This window comes from Litoreibacter sp., from assembly GCF_058136045.1.
In genome coordinates, this window is the sequence record NZ_JBYVDD010000005.1 from 65762 (window position 1) to 82600 (window position 16839).

The 16839-nt window shown below is 52.2% G+C and carries 15 protein-coding genes; 10 read left to right on the forward strand and 5 right to left on the reverse strand.

What is annotated here, in order from left to right:
* The 3 genes from AC3Y7R_RS07850 to AC3Y7R_RS07860 form a co-directional block, all read right to left on the reverse strand.
* The gene (locus tag AC3Y7R_RS07850) at positions 1 to 612 is read right to left on the reverse strand and encodes a ribonuclease D (RefSeq protein ID WP_490041476.1); all 612 of its coding nucleotides are present in this window, start codon (positions 610 to 612) and stop codon (positions 1 to 3) included.
* A gap of 70 nt (positions 613 to 682) precedes the next feature.
* On the reverse strand, positions 683 to 1732 hold the full coding sequence (locus AC3Y7R_RS07855) for a 3-carboxy-cis,cis-muconate cycloisomerase (protein ID WP_490041477.1): 1050 nt from the start codon (positions 1730 to 1732) through the stop codon (positions 683 to 685).
* Positions 1733 to 1781: 49 nt separating this feature from the next.
* Positions 1782 to 2519 carry a cyclic nucleotide-binding domain-containing protein gene (locus AC3Y7R_RS07860; protein ID WP_490041478.1) on the reverse strand — a complete coding sequence of 246 codons (738 nt, stop codon included), beginning with the start codon at positions 2517 to 2519 and terminating at the stop codon, positions 1782 to 1784.
* A gap of 299 nt (positions 2520 to 2818) precedes the next feature.
* Here AC3Y7R_RS07860 and AC3Y7R_RS07865 point away from each other — a divergent pair, with 299 nt between their 5' ends.
* From AC3Y7R_RS07865 to AC3Y7R_RS07910, 10 genes are all read left to right on the forward strand, one after another.
* Entirely contained in the window at positions 2819 to 4153 is a 1335-nt protein-coding gene (locus AC3Y7R_RS07865; RefSeq protein WP_490041479.1) for an MFS transporter, read from the forward strand.
* A 68-nt stretch (positions 4154 to 4221) separates the two neighbouring features.
* A complete protein-coding gene (locus AC3Y7R_RS07870) occupies positions 4222 to 5607 on the forward strand; it encodes a NarK family nitrate/nitrite MFS transporter (protein ID WP_490041480.1) in 1386 nt (461 codons plus the stop codon).
* 61 nt (positions 5608 to 5668) lie between these two features.
* The gene (locus AC3Y7R_RS07875) at positions 5669 to 9391 is read left to right on the forward strand and encodes a nitrate reductase subunit alpha (RefSeq protein ID WP_490041481.1); all 3723 of its coding nucleotides are present in this window, start codon (positions 5669 to 5671) and stop codon (positions 9389 to 9391) included.
* Positions 9388 to 10911 carry a nitrate reductase subunit beta gene (gene narH, locus AC3Y7R_RS07880; RefSeq protein WP_490041482.1) on the forward strand — a complete coding sequence of 508 codons (1524 nt, stop codon included), beginning with the start codon at positions 9388 to 9390 and terminating at the stop codon, positions 10909 to 10911. The genes AC3Y7R_RS07875 and narH overlap by 4 nt, the downstream gene beginning before the upstream one ends.
* Positions 10911 to 11612, forward strand: coding sequence for a nitrate reductase molybdenum cofactor assembly chaperone (gene narJ / locus AC3Y7R_RS07885; RefSeq protein ID WP_490041483.1), 702 nt, complete (start codon positions 10911 to 10913; stop codon positions 11610 to 11612). The genes narH and narJ overlap by 1 nt, the downstream gene beginning before the upstream one ends.
* 11 nt (positions 11613 to 11623) lie before the next feature.
* Entirely contained in the window at positions 11624 to 12316 is a 693-nt protein-coding gene (narI, locus tag AC3Y7R_RS07890; protein WP_490041484.1) for a respiratory nitrate reductase subunit gamma, read from the forward strand.
* Between the two features lie 5 nt (positions 12317 to 12321).
* Complete coding sequence (locus AC3Y7R_RS07895) at positions 12322 to 13119, forward strand: peptidylprolyl isomerase (RefSeq protein WP_490041485.1); 798 nt, start codon at positions 12322 to 12324, stop codon at positions 13117 to 13119.
* A gap of 69 nt (positions 13120 to 13188) precedes the next feature.
* Positions 13189 to 13791 (forward strand): carbonic anhydrase, encoded by a 603-nt coding sequence (locus AC3Y7R_RS07900; RefSeq protein ID WP_490041486.1) that lies wholly within the window; start codon positions 13189 to 13191, stop codon positions 13789 to 13791.
* 64 nt (positions 13792 to 13855) lie between these two features.
* Positions 13856 to 14359: a DUF2478 domain-containing protein gene (locus AC3Y7R_RS07905; RefSeq protein WP_490041487.1), complete on the forward strand. Its 504-nt coding sequence runs from the start codon at positions 13856 to 13858 to the stop codon at positions 14357 to 14359.
* Between the two features lie 111 nt (positions 14360 to 14470).
* Complete coding sequence (locus AC3Y7R_RS07910; protein WP_490041488.1) at positions 14471 to 15490, forward strand: acyltransferase family protein; 1020 nt, start codon at positions 14471 to 14473, stop codon at positions 15488 to 15490.
* A gap of 36 nt (positions 15491 to 15526) precedes the next feature.
* Here the strand turns inward: AC3Y7R_RS07910 and AC3Y7R_RS07915 are convergent, their stop codons facing one another.
* Both AC3Y7R_RS07915 and dapD read right to left on the reverse strand, forming a co-directional pair.
* Entirely contained in the window at positions 15527 to 15859 is a 333-nt protein-coding gene (locus AC3Y7R_RS07915) for a DUF8846 family protein (RefSeq protein ID WP_490041489.1), read from the reverse strand.
* A gap of 97 nt (positions 15860 to 15956) precedes the next feature.
* Entirely contained in the window at positions 15957 to 16784 is an 828-nt protein-coding gene (gene dapD / locus AC3Y7R_RS07920) for a 2,3,4,5-tetrahydropyridine-2,6-dicarboxylate N-succinyltransferase (RefSeq protein ID WP_490041490.1), read from the reverse strand.
* Between the last annotated feature and the right edge of the window lie 55 nt (positions 16785 to 16839).

A 16839-nucleotide genomic window follows, 5' to 3' on the forward strand; every position in this document is an offset into this window, starting at 1 on the left:
CTAATGCGCGAAAATGTCAATTTCAGGCCAACCAGCCAAATCCAACCGAGCGCGGGTCGGAAGGAAGTCAAAACAGGATTGAGCGAGCGCCATTCGGCCTTCACGCTCTAGCATGCGGTTCAGTTCTTTGCGCAGCCGGTGCAAATACAAGACATCAGAGGCCGCGTAGTCTTGTTGCGCCTTTGTCAGTTTGGGCGCGCCCCAATCACTGGATTGCTGCTGCTTAGAGACATCCACGCTGAGTTGTTCTTGCAACAAGTTTTTCAACCCGTGACGATCCGTATAGGTGCGCACCAATTTGGAGGCGATTTTGGTGCAATAAACTGGCGCAGTGAGCACCCCAAATGCATTCAGCATTGCTGCGATGTCAAAACGACCAAAATGGAAAATCTTCAAGACCTCGGGGTCTTCCAGAAGGCGGCATAGGTTCGGGGCTTCGGTTTGACCTAGTGCGATCTGCACAAGATGCGCATTTCCGTCGCCGCCAGATAGCTGGACTACACACAGGCGGTCACGATGGGGATGCAATCCCATCGTTTCACAATCAATGGCGACGGCAGAGCCTAGGTCTAGGTCATCAGGCAAGTCACCTTGGTACAGAAAGTTGGCCACGCGTATAGATCCCTTTTGGTTTCACCAGCGGAATAGGCTTTTTGGGTTTGATATTCAATAACAGCGGTTGCTAATCGGCTTGGCCGATGGTCTCGATCTGCCCTAGAAGGGTGCGGGCGGACTTCAGGGCAAGCCCTGTTGCCATGATCATTTGCGGCAAAATCATCCATTCGAGGGCCCACATAGCCCCCGACCGTTCCTGTTCATGGCGAAGCGCGTGGTGCATTCCCGATAGCTGTGTGGCGTTAAATGCTGCAAGGGTTACCAGTAGCTCGGCTTTCACGGGGTTTTTCTTATGGCTCATTGCCGACGAGGCGCCGCCGCCGGACAAGGTAATATCGCGCAGCTGTGCCATTAGGGCTATGTCTTGCCCCATTTTCCCCAAAGTCCCGGTGACCAGAGACAACCAGCTAGCGAATTCCCCCAAGCCGTCACGCATAGCGTGCCAAGCCTTGGAGGAAGGCGCGAGATTAAGAGCGTTTGCCATAGCTTCGTTAAGCTCATTGGCTTGTGGCATGTTTCGCAGACCCACGGGGCCACCAAACTGTAAGCGTAATAGGCGGGGCTTTAATTCTGTTAGTCGCTGCTGGTGGTCATCAAAGGGCATTCCCCATGCGTCGATTCTGTTACCTACAGTAATTGGAAGCGCCGCTTGCATGCGAGTGTAACCCATAAGCTCGTTTTGCCCGAATGACATGTGTAGCCCACTTAGGGCTTGGCCGACTGCCTCAACCCGCCTTGAAAGAAGGGTGGTGACCTGTTTCAACCCGAGTACCAAGGCCGTGTCCAACACATCTTGCGATGTCAATCCGGTGTGGATCGCAGGATGCAAGCATTCGTCGGTCTGGCTTCTAATTTGGCGGATCAAATCGGGGATGATCATTCCATCAACTCCACTTGCATGGTGGAGTGAATCGGAAATAATTTGCGCTTCTTCAATGGCGGACTTGGCGCGCTTCGAGATGTCTTCAGACACGACCCCAGTTTGCCCCAGACACAGGGCATAGGTGGCTTCTATGTTTAGACAGCGAGCTAGGTTTGCGTCTTCGGATAAAATCTCGCGCAATTCGGGGTCCCCAAATAAGCCACCCAAGTGGGACTGATCAAAAACTGAAATCATAAGTGCTGTTTCCCGGTTGCACGTTCATTCGGCTGGGCGGAATGAAACCTTAGGTACGAGGGTCGTCAATTAATGCCGTTGGTTTGGCCAGAACCTTTAGATCATGGCGGTCTATAATTGTCACGGTAGTGCCCTTAATTGTCGCGCCATAGGGCTTTAATGCTTTGATCGCCCGAGATAGGTTTTCCGGTGTCATACCAAGCTGGGAGGCTAACTTGCGTTTCTCGATGAGTAGGGGGAAGCTATCCATGCCTCCGGCAGAGTCCTGATGGCGTAAAAGGTAGTTTGCCAGCCGCTCGATTGAAGTGCGCAGCTTTAAATCCTTGGTATTCTTCACCACAGAACGATAACAATACGCCAATTCTGTCACCACATTCCGGGCAAAGGCGTTGTCTATCTCAAAGACATCCCGCACATCGGAGGATGGTAATAAGACCACACGACTTTTTTCTAATGTGCGCGCAGACATCAAATAAGGGGCGTCCTTCACTGTGGCTGCCAGAATAAAAGTCGAAATCGGGCGAATGATGGCCATAGTGGTTTCGCGGGTGTTCCATGATGAAAACAACTCGACTGATCCAGTTAAGACAATGTGAAGAAAGTCGCTGGGCTCACCTTCTGTAATGAGTTCGATTTGTGGTGGAAAGTTTTGAACGTAAGCACCACGCATAAGTGCCTGAAAATGATCGTCATTTAGATTTGCGAAAAGAGGCAGCGCTCTGATGCTCGGAATTTCTGACTCGATCATGCTCTCACCGTCCATGTGTTTTCGTTTGATGTTTATCATGGAGTGACTTGATCTTTGTCAAGAGTGTGTTTGCATATCCGCTTTCTAAGGTTGCTTAAAGCATTGCTTTAACACGACATAATTCAGTAACTTGTTTATTTTATTGATTAAATATCTGTTTTTGACACAGATCAAGAGTCTGGCTGGCATAAATCGTCATTTGTCCACCAAGCCAGAAAACGCAGCTCGAGCTGTTGCTACGGAATCGGAGGGGGCCCGGAATGGAACTTCAAAATAAAGCCACAAGTCTTTGGGGCAATTTTTTCAATGTAAGAATGGTACAAATTAGAACCTTCCACATGACGTGGTTTGCGTTCTTTGCGTGTTTCTTCGCATGGTTTGGTATTGCACCGTTAATGTCAGTCGTGCGCGACGAATTGCAGCTGACAAAAGATCAAATCGGCTGGATCATTATCGGTTCGGTCTCGATGACAATCTTCGCGCGATTATTCATCGGGTGGCTATGTGACCGCATCGGGCCAAGGAAATCATATACATGGTTGCTGATCTTCGGCTCGCTGCCAGTGATGGGCATCGGCTTTGCACACAGCTTCGAGACCTTCTTACTATTCCGCGTTTTGATTGGCTGTATCGGGGCGTCCTTCGTGATTACCCAGTACCACACTTCGGTGATGTTCGCGCCCAATGTGGTTGGCCAAGCCAACGCGACTTCGGCAGGTTGGGGCAACCTTGGTGGCGGCGTTACACAGTTTGTCATGCCCTTGCTGTTCTCGGTTTTCGTGGTCGGGTTCGGGCTTTCTGAGGCCGTTGGTTGGCGTGCTGCAATGGTTGTTGTTGGCGTAATTATCTTTTTGACCGGTTTTGCTTATTACTTCCTCACCCAAGATGCCCCTGATGGTAACTTTGACGAGTTGCGCGCCAAGGGTTTGATGGGCGAGAAGAAAAAAGTAACCGGCAACTATATGGCTGCACTTGCGGACCCGCGGGTTTGGGTGCTGTTCGTAATTTACGGCGCGTGTTTCGGCATTGAGTTGACTGTGAACAACGTCGCTGCGCTTTACTTCATGGATTATTTTGACCTGACGCTGGTCACGGCCGGTTTGGTGGCTGCATCCTTTGGCTTGATGAATATGTTCGCCCGTACATTGGGTGGCCTGTTCGGCGACAACTTCGGCTCACTTTGGGGTTTGAAGGGGCGGTCGTTCTGGCTCTTCGTATGCATCTTCTGTGAAGGTTTGGCGCTGATGATGTTCAGTCAAATGCAAGTGCTGTTCCTAGCCTTGCCAGCGCTTATCGTCTTCTCGCTGTTCACTCAGATGGCGGAGGGTGCAACATACTCGGTCGTGCCGTTCATTAACAAAAAAGCGCTGGGCGCGGTGGCTGGTGTGGTCGGTGCAGGCGGCAACGCAGGTGCGGTCCTCGCGGGCTTCTTGTTCAAGAACACAATTGACTGGTCCGAGGCGTTTTTCATCCTTGGTGTCATCGTGACTTGCGCATCCTTCATGGCCTTCTTTGTTCGCTTCTCAACACGGGAAGAAGATGAAGAGCGCGCTAATTTCGCAGCGGCAAATATCGATACACTGAAAGCCAAAGCGAACCGAGCAAATGCGGCTCTTGAAGAAGGGCTGACCGCGGTGGCTCGCAAAAGCGAGCAGGCCGCAACACCTGAGTAATTATCAAAAAGGCGGGTCGCACTTCTGCGGCTCGTCCAATCGCATATCGCCAGCAAGGGAGACCCCACATGGCAACTTCACCAAACAGTGGCTACACGCTAGCCGACTGGCGCCCTGAAGACCCAGAATTCTGGGCAACAACGGGCAAATCTATTGCAACTAAGAACCTTTGGATTTCGATCCCGAACCTGCTTCTGGCTTTTTCAGTCTGGATGGTATGGTCGGTGGTTGTGGCAAAGATGCCCGCCATCGGGTTTGACTTCACAGTTGGCCAGCGGTTCTGGCTCGCGGCACTTCCTGGCCTGTCCGGCGCGACGCTGCGTATTTTCTATAGCTTTATGGTTCCAATCTTTGGTGGCCGCCGTTGGACTGCCATCTCAACGGCCTCTTTGCTTTTGCCAGCCATTGGTATCGGTTTTGCGGTTCAGGATCCTACAACCAGCTACTCTACGTTTCTGATATTGGCTCTGATGTGTGGCTTTGGTGGCGGTAACTTTGCGTCGTCGATGGCCAACATTGCGTTCTTTTACCCAAAAGCAACAAAAGGGAATGCGCTGGCTCTGAATGCTGGTTTGGGCAATCTTGGTGTGTCGGTCATGCAATTTGTTGTGCCGATGGTTATTACCATGAGCGTGTTTGGCGCCATGGCTGGCGAGCCACAAGTGCTGAGCGACGGCAGCAAGTTGTTCATTCAAAACGCAGGCTTCATCTGGGTGCCGTTTATTGCGCTTAGCGCGATAGCTGCCTGGTTTGGTATGAACGATATCGATGATGCGAAATCTTCGTTTGCCGAGCAGTCGATCATCTTTAGCCGCAAGCATAACTGGATCATGTGCATCCTTTATACTGGCACGTTTGGTAGCTTTATTGGCTACGCCGCTGGTTTCCCACTGTTGATGAAGACACAGTTTCCAGACGTAAACGTGCTGCAATACGCCTTCCTTGGCCCTCTTGTTGGCGCGCTTTCTCGTGCGGCAACCGGTTGGGTTTCGGATAAATTTGGCGGCGGTCGTGTGACCTTTTGGAGCTTCCTTGGAATGATTGTGGCCGTGTATGGCGTGTTGCAATTCTTGCCCTCTGAGGCAACACCGGGTGGCAACTTCTGGGGCTTCTTCGCTTGCTTCATGGCGTTGTTCTTCCTGACTGGTGTGGGCAACGCATCGACCTTCCAGATGATCCCGTCTATCATGCGTCAAGAAGTACCACGCTTGATGCCACAGCTAGATGAGGCCGCAACGTTGAAACAATCCGAGCGCGAGAGCGCGGCGATCATTGCCTTCACGTCGGCCATCGCGGCTTACGGTGCATTCTTCATCCCGAAAAGTTACGGGACGTCGATTGCGCTGACCGGGGCACCGAATGGCGCACTATGGGCCTTCCTCTGCTTCTATGCGATCTGCGCTGTGATCTGCTGGATTTTCTACAGCCGCAAATCTGCACCGGTTCCTTGCTGATCCGATAATCGCCACTGCGCCCGGGTAGTCCGGGCGCAGCCAGCCAACAGGAGATACACAGATGAGCCACTTGCTCGATAGATTGAACTTCCTTCAGTCGAAAGAACTGGAACAGTTCTCGAATGGACATGGGCAAGTGACCCGTGAGAACCGCGATTGGGAAGACACTTACCGTAATCGCTGGCGTCACGATAAAATCGTCCGCTCGACCCATGGGGTGAATTGCACTGGGTCTTGTAGCTGGAAAATTTATGTTAAATCAGGAATTGTGACTTGGGAAACTCAGCAAACTGACTACCCACGCACAAGATCAGACCTACCCAATCACGAGCCACGCGGATGTGCGCGTGGGGCGTCTTACAGCTGGTATCTGTATTCCGCGAACCGGGTGAAAAATCCGCTGATCCGCGGCAAGTTGATGAAGGTTTGGCGTGAGATGCGCAAAACCCTGAGCCCGATCGAGGCTTGGACCAAGCTACAAAATGATCCGATCCTGCGCGCCAATTATGTGAAGTCCCGTGGTATGGGCGGCTTTGTGCGCGCCAGCTGGGATGAGTCGACCGAGATTATTGCGGCAGCTAACGCCTATACGGTCAAAACTTATGGCCCAGACCGTATCTTCGGTTTCTCGCCGATCCCGGCAATGTCGATGGTCAGCTATGCGGCCGGGTCACGCTATCTGAGCCTGATGGGTGGCGTTTGCATGTCATTCTACGATTGGTACTGCGATTTGCCACCTGCCTCGCCAATGACTTGGGGCGAGCAAACAGACGTGCCTGAGAGCGCGGATTGGTACAACGCCGGCTTCTTGTTGCTGTGGGGCTCTAATGTTCCGCAAACGCGGACGCCAGATGCGCACTTCTATACTGAAGCGCGGTATCGCGGCACTAAATCGGCGGTTATTTGCCCTGACTATTCGGAAGCTGCTAAGTTTGGTGATGTCTGGTTGGCCCCTAAACAGGGCACCGACGCGGCATTGGCAATGGCGATGGGCCATGTGATTTTGCGCGAATTCCACCTCGATCGGCAGACTGAGTACTTCGAGGATTACACGCGCAAGTATTCTGACTTTCCGATGCTAGTTCGCTTGGATGAAAAAGACGGAAAATATGTGGCGGGCCGTTTCTTGCGCGCTGATGATCTGGCCAACAAGCTTGGTGAGAAGAACAATCCTGAATGGAAAACAGTCGCGCTTGATGTAAAAGCAGGTTTGGTTGCGCCAAATGGTTCGGTCGGCTATCGCTGGGGAGAAGACGGCGAGTGGAACCTTGAGGAGCGCGCCAAGGGTAAAGATACCGACCTGAAGACATCGCTAATCTTGGAGGAAGACCACGACGACGTCGTGGGTGTGGACTTCCCATACTTTGGCGGTCAAGCGACTGAACACTTTGCGCAATGTGATCACCCAGAGGTGATGACTCACAATATTCCGGTCAAAAAGGTGAAAACGGCAGACGGCGAAGTGCTTGTCGCAACCGTGTTTGATCTGTTCTGTGCCAACTATGGCCTGGATCGTGGTTTGGGTGGCGATTGGGTTGCCAATGACTACGCCGAGGACAAGCCATACACCCCAGCTTGGGCAGAGAGAATTACAGGTGTGGCGGCTGATAAAATCGTTGCCGTTGCCCGTGAGTTTGCCGACAATGCCGAGAAGACCAACGGCAAATCCATGGTTATTTTGGGCGCCGGTCTGAACCACTGGTATCACATGGATATGAACTACCGTGGCATCATCAATATGTTGGTGATGTGTGGGTGTGTTGGGCAATCGGGTGGTGGTTGGAGCCACTATGTTGGCCAAGAAAAGCTGCGTCCACAAACGGGTTGGCAGCCGCTGGCATTCGCGCTTGATTGGCAACGTCCGCCGCGCCACATGAATGCGACCTCTGCTTGGTATGCGCACACGGATCAATGGCGTTACGAGACGCTAACTGCGAAAGAAATACTGTCACCAACGGCCCCTGATGGGGATTGGGACATTAACCTTGTTGATTACAACATTCGCGCCGAGCGCATGGGTTGGTTGCCGTCTGCACCGCAGTTAAAAACTAATCCTCTGGAGGTTGCCAAAGCGGCTAAGGCTGAGGGTGTGGAGGTTAAAGACTATATCGCGAAGCAATTGAAATCTGGCGACCTTCAGATGTCTTGTGAAGACCCTGATGCACCAGAAAACTGGCCGCGTAACTTGTTTATTTGGCGCTCTAACCTGTTGGGGTCTTCGGGCAAAGGCCACGAGTATTTCCTCAAGCACCTTCTGGGTACAGATCACGGTGTTCTTGGTCATGACTTGGGTGTTGAAGGCGGTCAAATGCCTAAAGAAGCCGTGTGGCACGACGAGGCACCGGAAGGTAAACTTGATCTGTTGGTGACCATCGACTTCCGCATGTCGACCACCTGTGTTTACTCCGATATCGTTTTGCCAACGGCAAGTTGGTACGAGAAGAACGACCTGAACACGTCGGATATGCACCCGTTTATTCACCCACTTCAGGCGGCCGTTGATCCGGCGTATGAGTCCAAATCGGATTGGGAGATTTTCAAGTCGATTGCGAAGAAGGTCCAAGAAGTCGCGCCGGAAATTCTGGGTGTAGAGACTGATGTGGTGGCCTTGCCTATCCTGCATGACACCCCTGCCGAAATTGCGCAGGATCAGGTGCTTGACTGGAAGAAAGGCGAGTGTGATTTAATCCCCGGCAAGACCGCGCCAAATTATATCACTGTGGAGCGGGATTACACTGCGATCTACGATCGCTTTGTGGCTGTCGGACCACTGCTTGATAAGCTGGGTAATGGCGGTAAAGGCATCAACTGGAAGACCGAAATTGAGGTCCAGCATTTGCGTGACCTTAATGGCGAGTGGAAAGACGGCCCGGCTAAAGGCTGTGCGAAAATCGTCACGGATATTGACGCGGCTGAGATGATCTTGATGCTTGCTCCTGAGACCAACGGCGAAGTGGCCGTGAAGGCTTGGCACGAGCTTGAGAAAGCAACGGGTCGTGAGCACGCACATCTGGCATTGCCGAAGGAAGACGAGAAAATCCGCTTCCGCGATATTGCCGCACAGCCTCGTAAGATCATCTCGTCACCGACTTGGTCGGGTATCGAGAGTGAAGAGGTTTGCTACAACGCGGGCTATACCAATGTGCACGAACTTATCCCGTGGCGCACCCTGACTGGTCGCCAACAGTTGTACCAAGATCACCTGTGGATGCGTGCCTTCGGCGAGGGGTTTTGCACTTACCGGCCTCCGGTTGATCTGAAAACGATCACCAAGGATGTGCAAGATGATGGTGATAACCTTGTGTTGAACTTCATCACGCCGCACCAGAAATGGGGTATCCACTCAACCTATTCGGATAACCTGTTGATGCTGACCCTTAACCGGGGTGGTCCAGTGGTTTGGCTATCGGAAACCGACGCTGCGAAAGCGGATATTGTCGATAATGACTGGGTAGAGGTTTACAACACCAACGGGGCGCTTACGGCCCGTGCGGTTGTCAGCCAACGCATGAAAGACGGCACGTTGTTCATGTATCACGCACAGGAAAAGATCGTGAATACGCCGGGTTCTGAGAAGACCGGTAACCGTGGCGGTATCCACAACTCTGTGACCCGCACCACAGTTAAGCCGACACACATGATCGGTGCTTATGCCCACCAGTCCTACGGCTTCAACTATTACGGCACCGTGGGGTCCAACCGTGACGAGTTTGTCATTGTCAGAAAAATGCGGAAAGTCGATTGGCTCGATACACCCGCGACCAAAGTGGAGGCCGCAGAATGAAGGTTCGCGCACAAATCGGCATGGTGCTGAATCTCGATAAATGCATCGGGTGCCACACATGCTCTGTCACATGTAAAAACGTTTGGACCAGCCGTGAAGGTGTTGAATACGCTTGGTTTAACAATGTTGAAACCAAACCGGGCCTTGGCTACCCTACTGATTGGGAAAACCAGAACCGCTGGAATGGCGGTTGGGAGCGGTCCAAATCGGGCAAGCTGCATCCTAAGCAGGGTAGCAAGTGGCGCATTCTAGCGAATATTTTCGGCAACCCAGATTTGCCGGAAATCGACGACTACTACGAGCCGTTTGATTTTGACTATGACCACCTGAAGTCCGCGCCTGAAATGACCGCGTTCCCGACGGCACGCCCAAGGTCCAAGATTACCGGCGAGCGGATGGAGAAAATTACCAAGGGCCCGAACTGGGAAGAAATCCTTGGCGGTGAATTCTCGAAACGCTCTGGTGATTACAATTTTGAGGGCATTCAAAAGGAAATTTACGGCGAGTACGAGAACACCTTTATGATGTATCTCCCTCGGTTGTGTGAGCACTGCCTTAACCCGGCTTGTGTTGCTTCCTGCCCGTCTGGTGCGATCTACAAGCGTGAAGAAGATGGCATTGTTTTGATTGACCAAGAGAAGTGTCGCGGTTGGCGTATGTGCGTCAGTGGCTGCCCTTACAAAAAGGTCTACTACAACTGGGAATCCGGTAAATCCGAGAAGTGCACCCTGTGCTACCCACGGATCGAATCTGGCAACCCGACGGTGTGTTCGGAAACTTGCGTTGGCCGTATCCGCTATCTTGGCGTGATGCTTTATGATGCCGACAAGATCGAAGAGGCCGCAAATGCGCCAGAGACAACCGACCTGTATGATGCGCAGTTGGGTGTGTTTCTTGATCCGAATGATCCCGAGGTAATCAAAGCCGCGGCTCGTGATGGTGTACCGCAGGATTGGATTAAAGGCGCGCAGGAAAGCCCGATCTGGAAGATGGCGATGGACTGGAAAGTGGCCTTCCCGTTGCACCCAGAATACCGCACACTTCCGATGGTTTGGTACATCCCGCCGCTGTCACCGATTCAGAATGCCGCTGAGGCAGGTAAAATTGGGATGAATGGCGCAATGCCGGACGTCTCCAGCCTGCGCATTCCAGTCAAATATCTGGCCAACATGCTGACTGCTGGGGACGAGGCCCCCGTGGTCACAGCCCTAGAGCGGATGATGGCGATGCGGTCCTACATGCGGTCCAAAACTGTGGATGGTGTTATTGATGAAGGCATCGCTGAGAAGGTTGGCCTGACGAGTGACATGATCGAGGACATGTATAAAATCATGGCTTTGGCTGACTATGAGGACCGGTTTGTTATCCCAACAACCCACCGTGAGCAGGTCGAAGATGCTTATGATATGCGGGGTGGTTGTGGGTTTACAGATGGCAACGGATGCTCAACCGGCACCAGCAAGGGTTCGCTGTTTGGCGGCAAGAAACGTGCATTGAAAATTCCGACGGGGGCTGTGTAATGGACCGTACTTTAAAGGCAATATCCTTGATCCTGAGCTACCCGACGACGGAACTTCAAGAAGCTATGCCAGAGATTGGGGGTGTTCTTGCCTCTGACACTCGGCTGACATCTGCGGCGCGTCGAGCATTGCGCCCGATAGTTCAAGAGCTGACAGACCGTGATATCTACGAGCTGGAAGAGCAATTCGTTCTGATCTTTGATCGCTCACGTACCCTGTCTCTGAACCTGTTTGAGCATGTTCACGGTGAAAGCCGGGATCGTGGTGGCGCAATGGTGTCACTGGTAGAAACTTATCGCGAGGGTGGCTTTGATCCGGCAACCTCCGAGCTACCAGATCACTTGCCGGTTTTGCTGGAGTTTTTGGCCACACAGCCATTTGCGCAATCGCGTGATACTTTGGCCGATGCCGCGCATATCTTCGAGACGCTGAACGAGCGTTTGATACGTCGTGAAAGCCCTTATGCTGGTGTGTTTTCTGCTTTGGTTCAGCTCTCGGGCGCCAAGGTGAACAAGGAAGCTGTGGCCGAATTGTTAGAGCAACCAGAGGATGATCCGAACGATTTGGAAGCGCTGGATGCAGTTTGGGAGGACTCGGAAGTTACTTTCGGTCCAGATCCGAATGCCGGCTGCCCGCAAGTTCGCGATATGCTGTCAAATATGGACACTCCGATTAACCCCGCACCCGTTGCGGCCGAATAATAGAGGCTCAGATGAACAATTTTTTCTTCGGACTATACCCCTATATTGCGACTGCGGTGCTAATCATCGGGTCAATTGCGCGCTATGAGCGTGATCCGTTTACGTGGAAATCCTCCTCCTCCCAGCTCTTGCGCCGTAAGCAATTAGTCATGGGCTCGGTGCTGTTTCACGTGGGCATCTTGATCATTTTCTTTGGCCATATGGGGGGCTTATTGACCCCGATCTGGATTTTTGATGCGCTAGGTATCAGCCATGGGGCTAAGCAACTTCTGGCTGTTTTAGCCGGTGGTGTTGCTGGCAGCATGGCGATGGTCGGCGGCTTAATGCTGTTGCATCGTCGCCTGATGGATCCACGTATCCGGGTGAACTCTAGCTTTGCGGATACCGGAATTCTGGTCTTATTGATGCTTCAACTGACACTTGGCTTGCTAACCATTATCGTGTCGCTTCAGCACCTTGATGGCCATGAGATGACCAAGTTCATGTCATGGGCGCAAGGAATCGCGACCTTTGAGGAGGGGGCTGCCAATCATATCGCTGATGTGGCGCTGGTCTTTAAAATACACCTTGTGTTGGGTTTGACGATCTTCTTGCTGTTCCCGTTCACACGGCTGGTTCACATGTTCTCGGCTCCGCTGCGCTATCTCGTGCGTCCGGGCTACCAGATTGTCCGGTCGCGTCGCAGCAAGCATCCGGCGGAGTGAGATGAATGAACAAAGCGTTTTTTCCTGACATTATAGTTAATGGTACAACTATTCCCTCAGCCGCGATTGCGGCTGAGGCACAAAACCACGAAGCACCGCAGGGAAAGCCAGGTTTGGCTTGGCGGAAGGCTGCGCGAGCATTGATCATTCGCCACCTGCTGCTAGAGGAAGGCGGCAAGCGCAATATCTCCGAGAGTCCACGAAATCTTGGAGAGGGCCGTCGCGAGACTGAGGACGAAGCGTTAATCCGTGGCGTTATTGACGCGGCTGTTGAGGTTTCTGCCCCTACAGCTGGGGAGGTTGAAAAGATGTGGTCCGAGGATCCGGACCGGTATCGTTCGCCACCACTGTGGGAAGTGTCGCATATTTTATGTGCGGCGGACCCGAGCGATCCTGCGGCCCGTGAAAAGGCGCAACTTCGTGCGCAAACCTTGTCTGAAATGGTGCAAAAATCCCCGAAAAATTTTGTTAGAATAGCCAAAGAAAATAGTGATTGTGGATCCAAATCTAATGGGGGTGCACTAGGCCAGCTTAGCCCCGGTGACACAGTGCCAGAGTTTGAGGCAGTTTTACGAGTTTTAGATCCCGAAGAAATAACCTCAGAACCAGTTGGTTCACGGTTTGGATTTCACATCATTCGCATGGATGCTGTTGCGATTGGGCAACCTCTACCCTTTTCTGCCGTTGAACCAAAACTCTCTGCGGCAATGGAAAAGGCGTCTTGGACCAAAGGGGTACAACTGTTCACTCAGGGTCTTGTGCAAAAAGCAGAGATCGTTGGAATTGACCTGAACGCGATTTGAGAAAGGTAGCGGATATGCGCAAGCGTTACGGTGCGGTCAGGGTGTGGCTCGATATTTCGGAGGTTTATGATGCTGAGTGATATTCTCGAGCAAAACGCGGTCTGGTCAGACAAGCGAACGCTTGATGAGCCCGGGTATTTTAAGCGGCTTGCGACACAGCAGGCGCCAGAATATTTCTGGATCGGTTGTTCTGATAGCCGGGTTCCGGCGAATGTTGTGGCTGGCCTAGATCCGGGTGAGGTTTTTGTTCATCGGAACGTGGCGAACGTAATACATTCGACCGATTTGAACCTTCTGAGCGCATTGGAGTTTGCGATTGATGTGCTGAACATCCGGGAGGTGATTGTTTGTGGGCATTATGGGTGTGGTGGCGTGAAGGCCGCGACTGAAGAGGTTGCGCATGGATTGGCAGATCATTGGCTGGAGCCGATCCGCCGAACAGCACGTCAATATGCTCTGGATTTGGCCTCACTCGGTCAGCTGGAAGATAAACAAGATCGGCTGGCCGAGTTGAATGTCGTTGAAGGTGTGCGCCGGGTTTCCGAGACACCAATCTTGCAACGGGCATGGGCACGCGGAGCTGAAATTTCTGTTCACGGGTTAATCTATGGTCTGAAAGACGGGCGGTTGCGCGACCTCGGGTGCTCCATTGGCTTAGCGCATCGACGGTAATAGGACAGATGGATTTCAACGTAATTTATGGAATTATGAGGTCGATATGAACCTTGCTTATACTATGACGCAGACCACCGGTGATCTTGATCGGGTGCTTTATGACCTCGCCAACATCCTCGCGGATGCAGGTTGGAAAACCGCTGGGGTGGTTCAGGTTAATTCTGACCGAGAAGACTGCCATGCTTGTGACATGGACGTTCAGGTTTTACCTGATGGCCCGGTGATCCGCATCTCTCAGTTTCTTGGAAAAGAGGCGAAAGGATGCAGGCTTGACCCGGCAGCTTTGGAGACCGCGGTTGAGGAAGTTGCAAAGCGGCTAGGGGAAGGTGTTGATGTTTTGATCATCAATAAGTTTGGAAAACACGAGGCCGATGGCCGAGGTTTTCGCAATGCAATCGCACAAGCAATCGGTCATGATATTCCAGTCATCGCGGGGGTTAATACACTTAACTTGGCAGCATTCATGGAGTTCTCAGAGGGAACGGCCGTTCAGATTGATGCGGAGGCTACTAAGCTAGTTGAGTGGCTTGAGACGACAAAAACGGTGATATCCGACGTGGCTTAAATAGCGATTGAGCCACAAACTGCATTGAACTGATCATAGTTTTATTGATCTTCTCATTTTTGCCGAAATCTCGGGGTAGCGAGGTTTGCAAAGATAGAATGGCATCGAAATATGACACATGTTCCTGCTTTGACTGGCTTGCGCGGATTGGCCTGTTTACTGGTCCTCGCGTTTCACTTGGACCTTCCGGGATTCCAAGGGGGATTCTTGGGTGTGGATTTGTTTTTCCTGCTTAGTGGGTACCTGTGTGGTCGAATTCTGATGGCTGAGGCGACGCCAATGGGCGTTATGGACCTTCAACTGTTCATGACCCGTCGCGCGCGTCGCGTATTGCCGTTAACCTTCTTTGTGGCTGGCGTGATTGCGGTTGCGACTGTGGGGATGGCGGGCGTGGATGAAACTCTGCGTTACTTTTTTGCGGCATTGAGCCTTACCCAAAATATTTTCTCTGGTGTGTGGAATGATCCACGGTTTTTGGGGCATTTTTGGAGCATTTCAACCGAGATGCAGTATTATCTGGCGTTTGGTTTATTTGCATATTTCTTTCGGGCAGCTCCTAAGAGCCAGATTGGCGCACTGCTTCTTGTGGCATACCTCGCCAGTACATACGCGCGCCTTAATGCGGTTCAATCTGACCTTAGCTGGTGGACGATCTATGCCTCTCCTGCGTTTCGCGGCAGTGGATTGCTTCTTGGGTTTTTGCTGGGGAGCATGAATGTTCGGATTGTACGAAATGGTGGTTTGTGGATTGCAGTGGCGCTTGTGGGGTTGGTTTGGGTTCTGACGCAATCATACTATATGAGCCGTGGGTCGTTGTTTTTAGGAGTTTTGGGAACTGAAATTTCAGGCTCGATTCTTATTCTTGCTATGGCCGGGCAGCAAAAAGACCCAATTTCGCAACTTTTAGCGCATCCTATTTTGCAGCGGTTGGGGGTTTTGTCTTTTGGAATTTATCTTTGGCATTACCCAATCGCGCGGATAGCTCGAACCGAGTTGCCGCCAATTTCTGCTATGATTGTAACTTTAGGTTTAAGCCTAATTTTGGCGGCATTGAGTTACCGATATATCGAGCAACCCTTCACGCGATCTGGCAGAGATGCGGGGAAATACAAACTATTATCATCCGCTTAGGTTGCCGCGGTACCGCTAGATTTTAGGGCTGAAAACCTATTCACCACCTTCATAAAACGCTGTTGTTTGAGCCACGACCACGGAGTTTTCATCAAGGGCGCGTTGCATAAGGCCGCGCTCTTCGTCGTCTATGTCGTGGCCTTCGGCAAGTCGGTCATTGAGCGAGCCGTAGCCTGTCACATCGAGCGGTGCCAGCCCTGCTTGCTTCATCAACGCGACGGTTTCACGCACTGCTTCGGCTTCGTCGACACCGCTTGCATAACACATCAGTGCTGCACCGGAGGCATGCTCCGGCAGCCCGTCACCATCACGTCGCCCGACTTCCATGAGCAACGTGTAAACTTGGTGTTTTGACTTTTCTTTTGCCATCGGATGGCCCCTGTTGGTATCGAAATGCACGTCCAAAAGAGCGCATATAACGCTTAAGGCACGGCTAAACGAATTTGTGTTGGCGAAGCTTTACGCGTTAATCTCGGAGTAATTCATTGATGCCAGTTTTGGACCGCGTACGCTCGTCCACCCGCTTCACAATCACCGCGCAATACAAGTTCACGCCATTCTTGGAGGGCATCGAGCCCGACACGACCACCGAATAAGGTGGCACTTCACCATATGTCACTTCACCAGTGTCGCGGTCCAAAATCTTAGTTGATTGCCCGATGAACACACCCATACCCAGCACCGAGCCTTCACGGATAATGCACCCTTCAACGACCTCAGAACGCGCGCCAATAAAGCAGTTATCTTCAATGATCGTTGGCCCTGCTTGCATCGGCTCCAATACGCCGCCAATGCCCACACCGCCTGATAGGTGCACATGCTTGCCGATCTGCGCACAAGAGCCGACCGTCGCCCATGTATCAACCATCGTACCTTCGCCTACATGCGCCCCGAGGTTCACAAAGGAAGGCATCAACACCACGCCCGGTGCGATATAGGCAGATTTGCGCACAATCGCGTTTGGAACAGCGCGAAATCCTGCGGCTTTCCACTGATTATCGCCCCAGCCTTTGAACTTGCTGTCGACCTTGTCCCACCAACCAGAGCCTTGCGGCCCACCTGATTGTTGCTCCATGTCGCTAATGCGAAATCCCAGCAACACGGCCTTCTTGGCCCATTGGTTTACATGCCACGACCCGTCCGCTTGCTTTTCAGCCACCCGCAATGCACCACTGTCCAAGGCACTCAACGTATCCTCGATCGCATCACGTTGCTCACCCGTGGTGGCAGACGTAATTGTATCGCGGGATTCCCACGCGGCCTCAATAGCGGTCTCTAGTTGGGCATTGGACATGGTTGCCTCCCTCATTCGTGTCTGGTTTCAAATGTTAAACGCCTATAGACCGAAA

Bases quoted from the DNA above. Each gene is read 5' to 3' on its own strand.
- narJ (WP_490041483.1), top strand. From the start codon at position 10,911: ATGGACCGTACTTTAAAGGCAATATCCTTGATCCTGAGCTACCCGACG.
- narI (WP_490041484.1), top strand. From the start codon at position 11,624: ATGAACAATTTTTTCTTCGGACTATACCCCTATATTGCGACTGCGGTG.
- AC3Y7R_RS07895 (WP_490041485.1), top strand. From the start codon at position 12,322: ATGAACAAAGCGTTTTTTCCTGACATTATAGTTAATGGTACAACTATT.
- AC3Y7R_RS07855 (WP_490041477.1), bottom strand. From the start codon at position 1,732: ATGATTTCAGTTTTTGATCAGTCCCACTTGGGTGGCTTATTTGGGGAC.
- narH (WP_490041482.1), top strand. From the start codon at position 9,388: ATGAAGGTTCGCGCACAAATCGGCATGGTGCTGAATCTCGATAAATGC.
- AC3Y7R_RS07915 (WP_490041489.1), bottom strand. From the start codon at position 15,859: ATGGCAAAAGAAAAGTCAAAACACCAAGTTTACACGTTGCTCATGGAA.
- AC3Y7R_RS07900 (WP_490041486.1), top strand. From the start codon at position 13,189: ATGCTGAGTGATATTCTCGAGCAAAACGCGGTCTGGTCAGACAAGCGA.
- AC3Y7R_RS07870 (WP_490041480.1), top strand. From the start codon at position 4,222: ATGGCAACTTCACCAAACAGTGGCTACACGCTAGCCGACTGGCGCCCT.
- AC3Y7R_RS07910 (WP_490041488.1), top strand. From the start codon at position 14,471: ATGACACATGTTCCTGCTTTGACTGGCTTGCGCGGATTGGCCTGTTTA.
- AC3Y7R_RS07905 (WP_490041487.1), top strand. From the start codon at position 13,856: ATGACGCAGACCACCGGTGATCTTGATCGGGTGCTTTATGACCTCGCC.
- dapD (WP_490041490.1), bottom strand. From the start codon at position 16,784: ATGTCCAATGCCCAACTAGAGACCGCTATTGAGGCCGCGTGGGAATCC.
- AC3Y7R_RS07875 (WP_490041481.1), top strand. From the start codon at position 5,669: ATGAGCCACTTGCTCGATAGATTGAACTTCCTTCAGTCGAAAGAACTG.
- AC3Y7R_RS07860 (WP_490041478.1), bottom strand. From the start codon at position 2,519: ATGATAAACATCAAACGAAAACACATGGACGGTGAGAGCATGATCGAG.
- AC3Y7R_RS07865 (WP_490041479.1), top strand. From the start codon at position 2,819: ATGACGTGGTTTGCGTTCTTTGCGTGTTTCTTCGCATGGTTTGGTATT.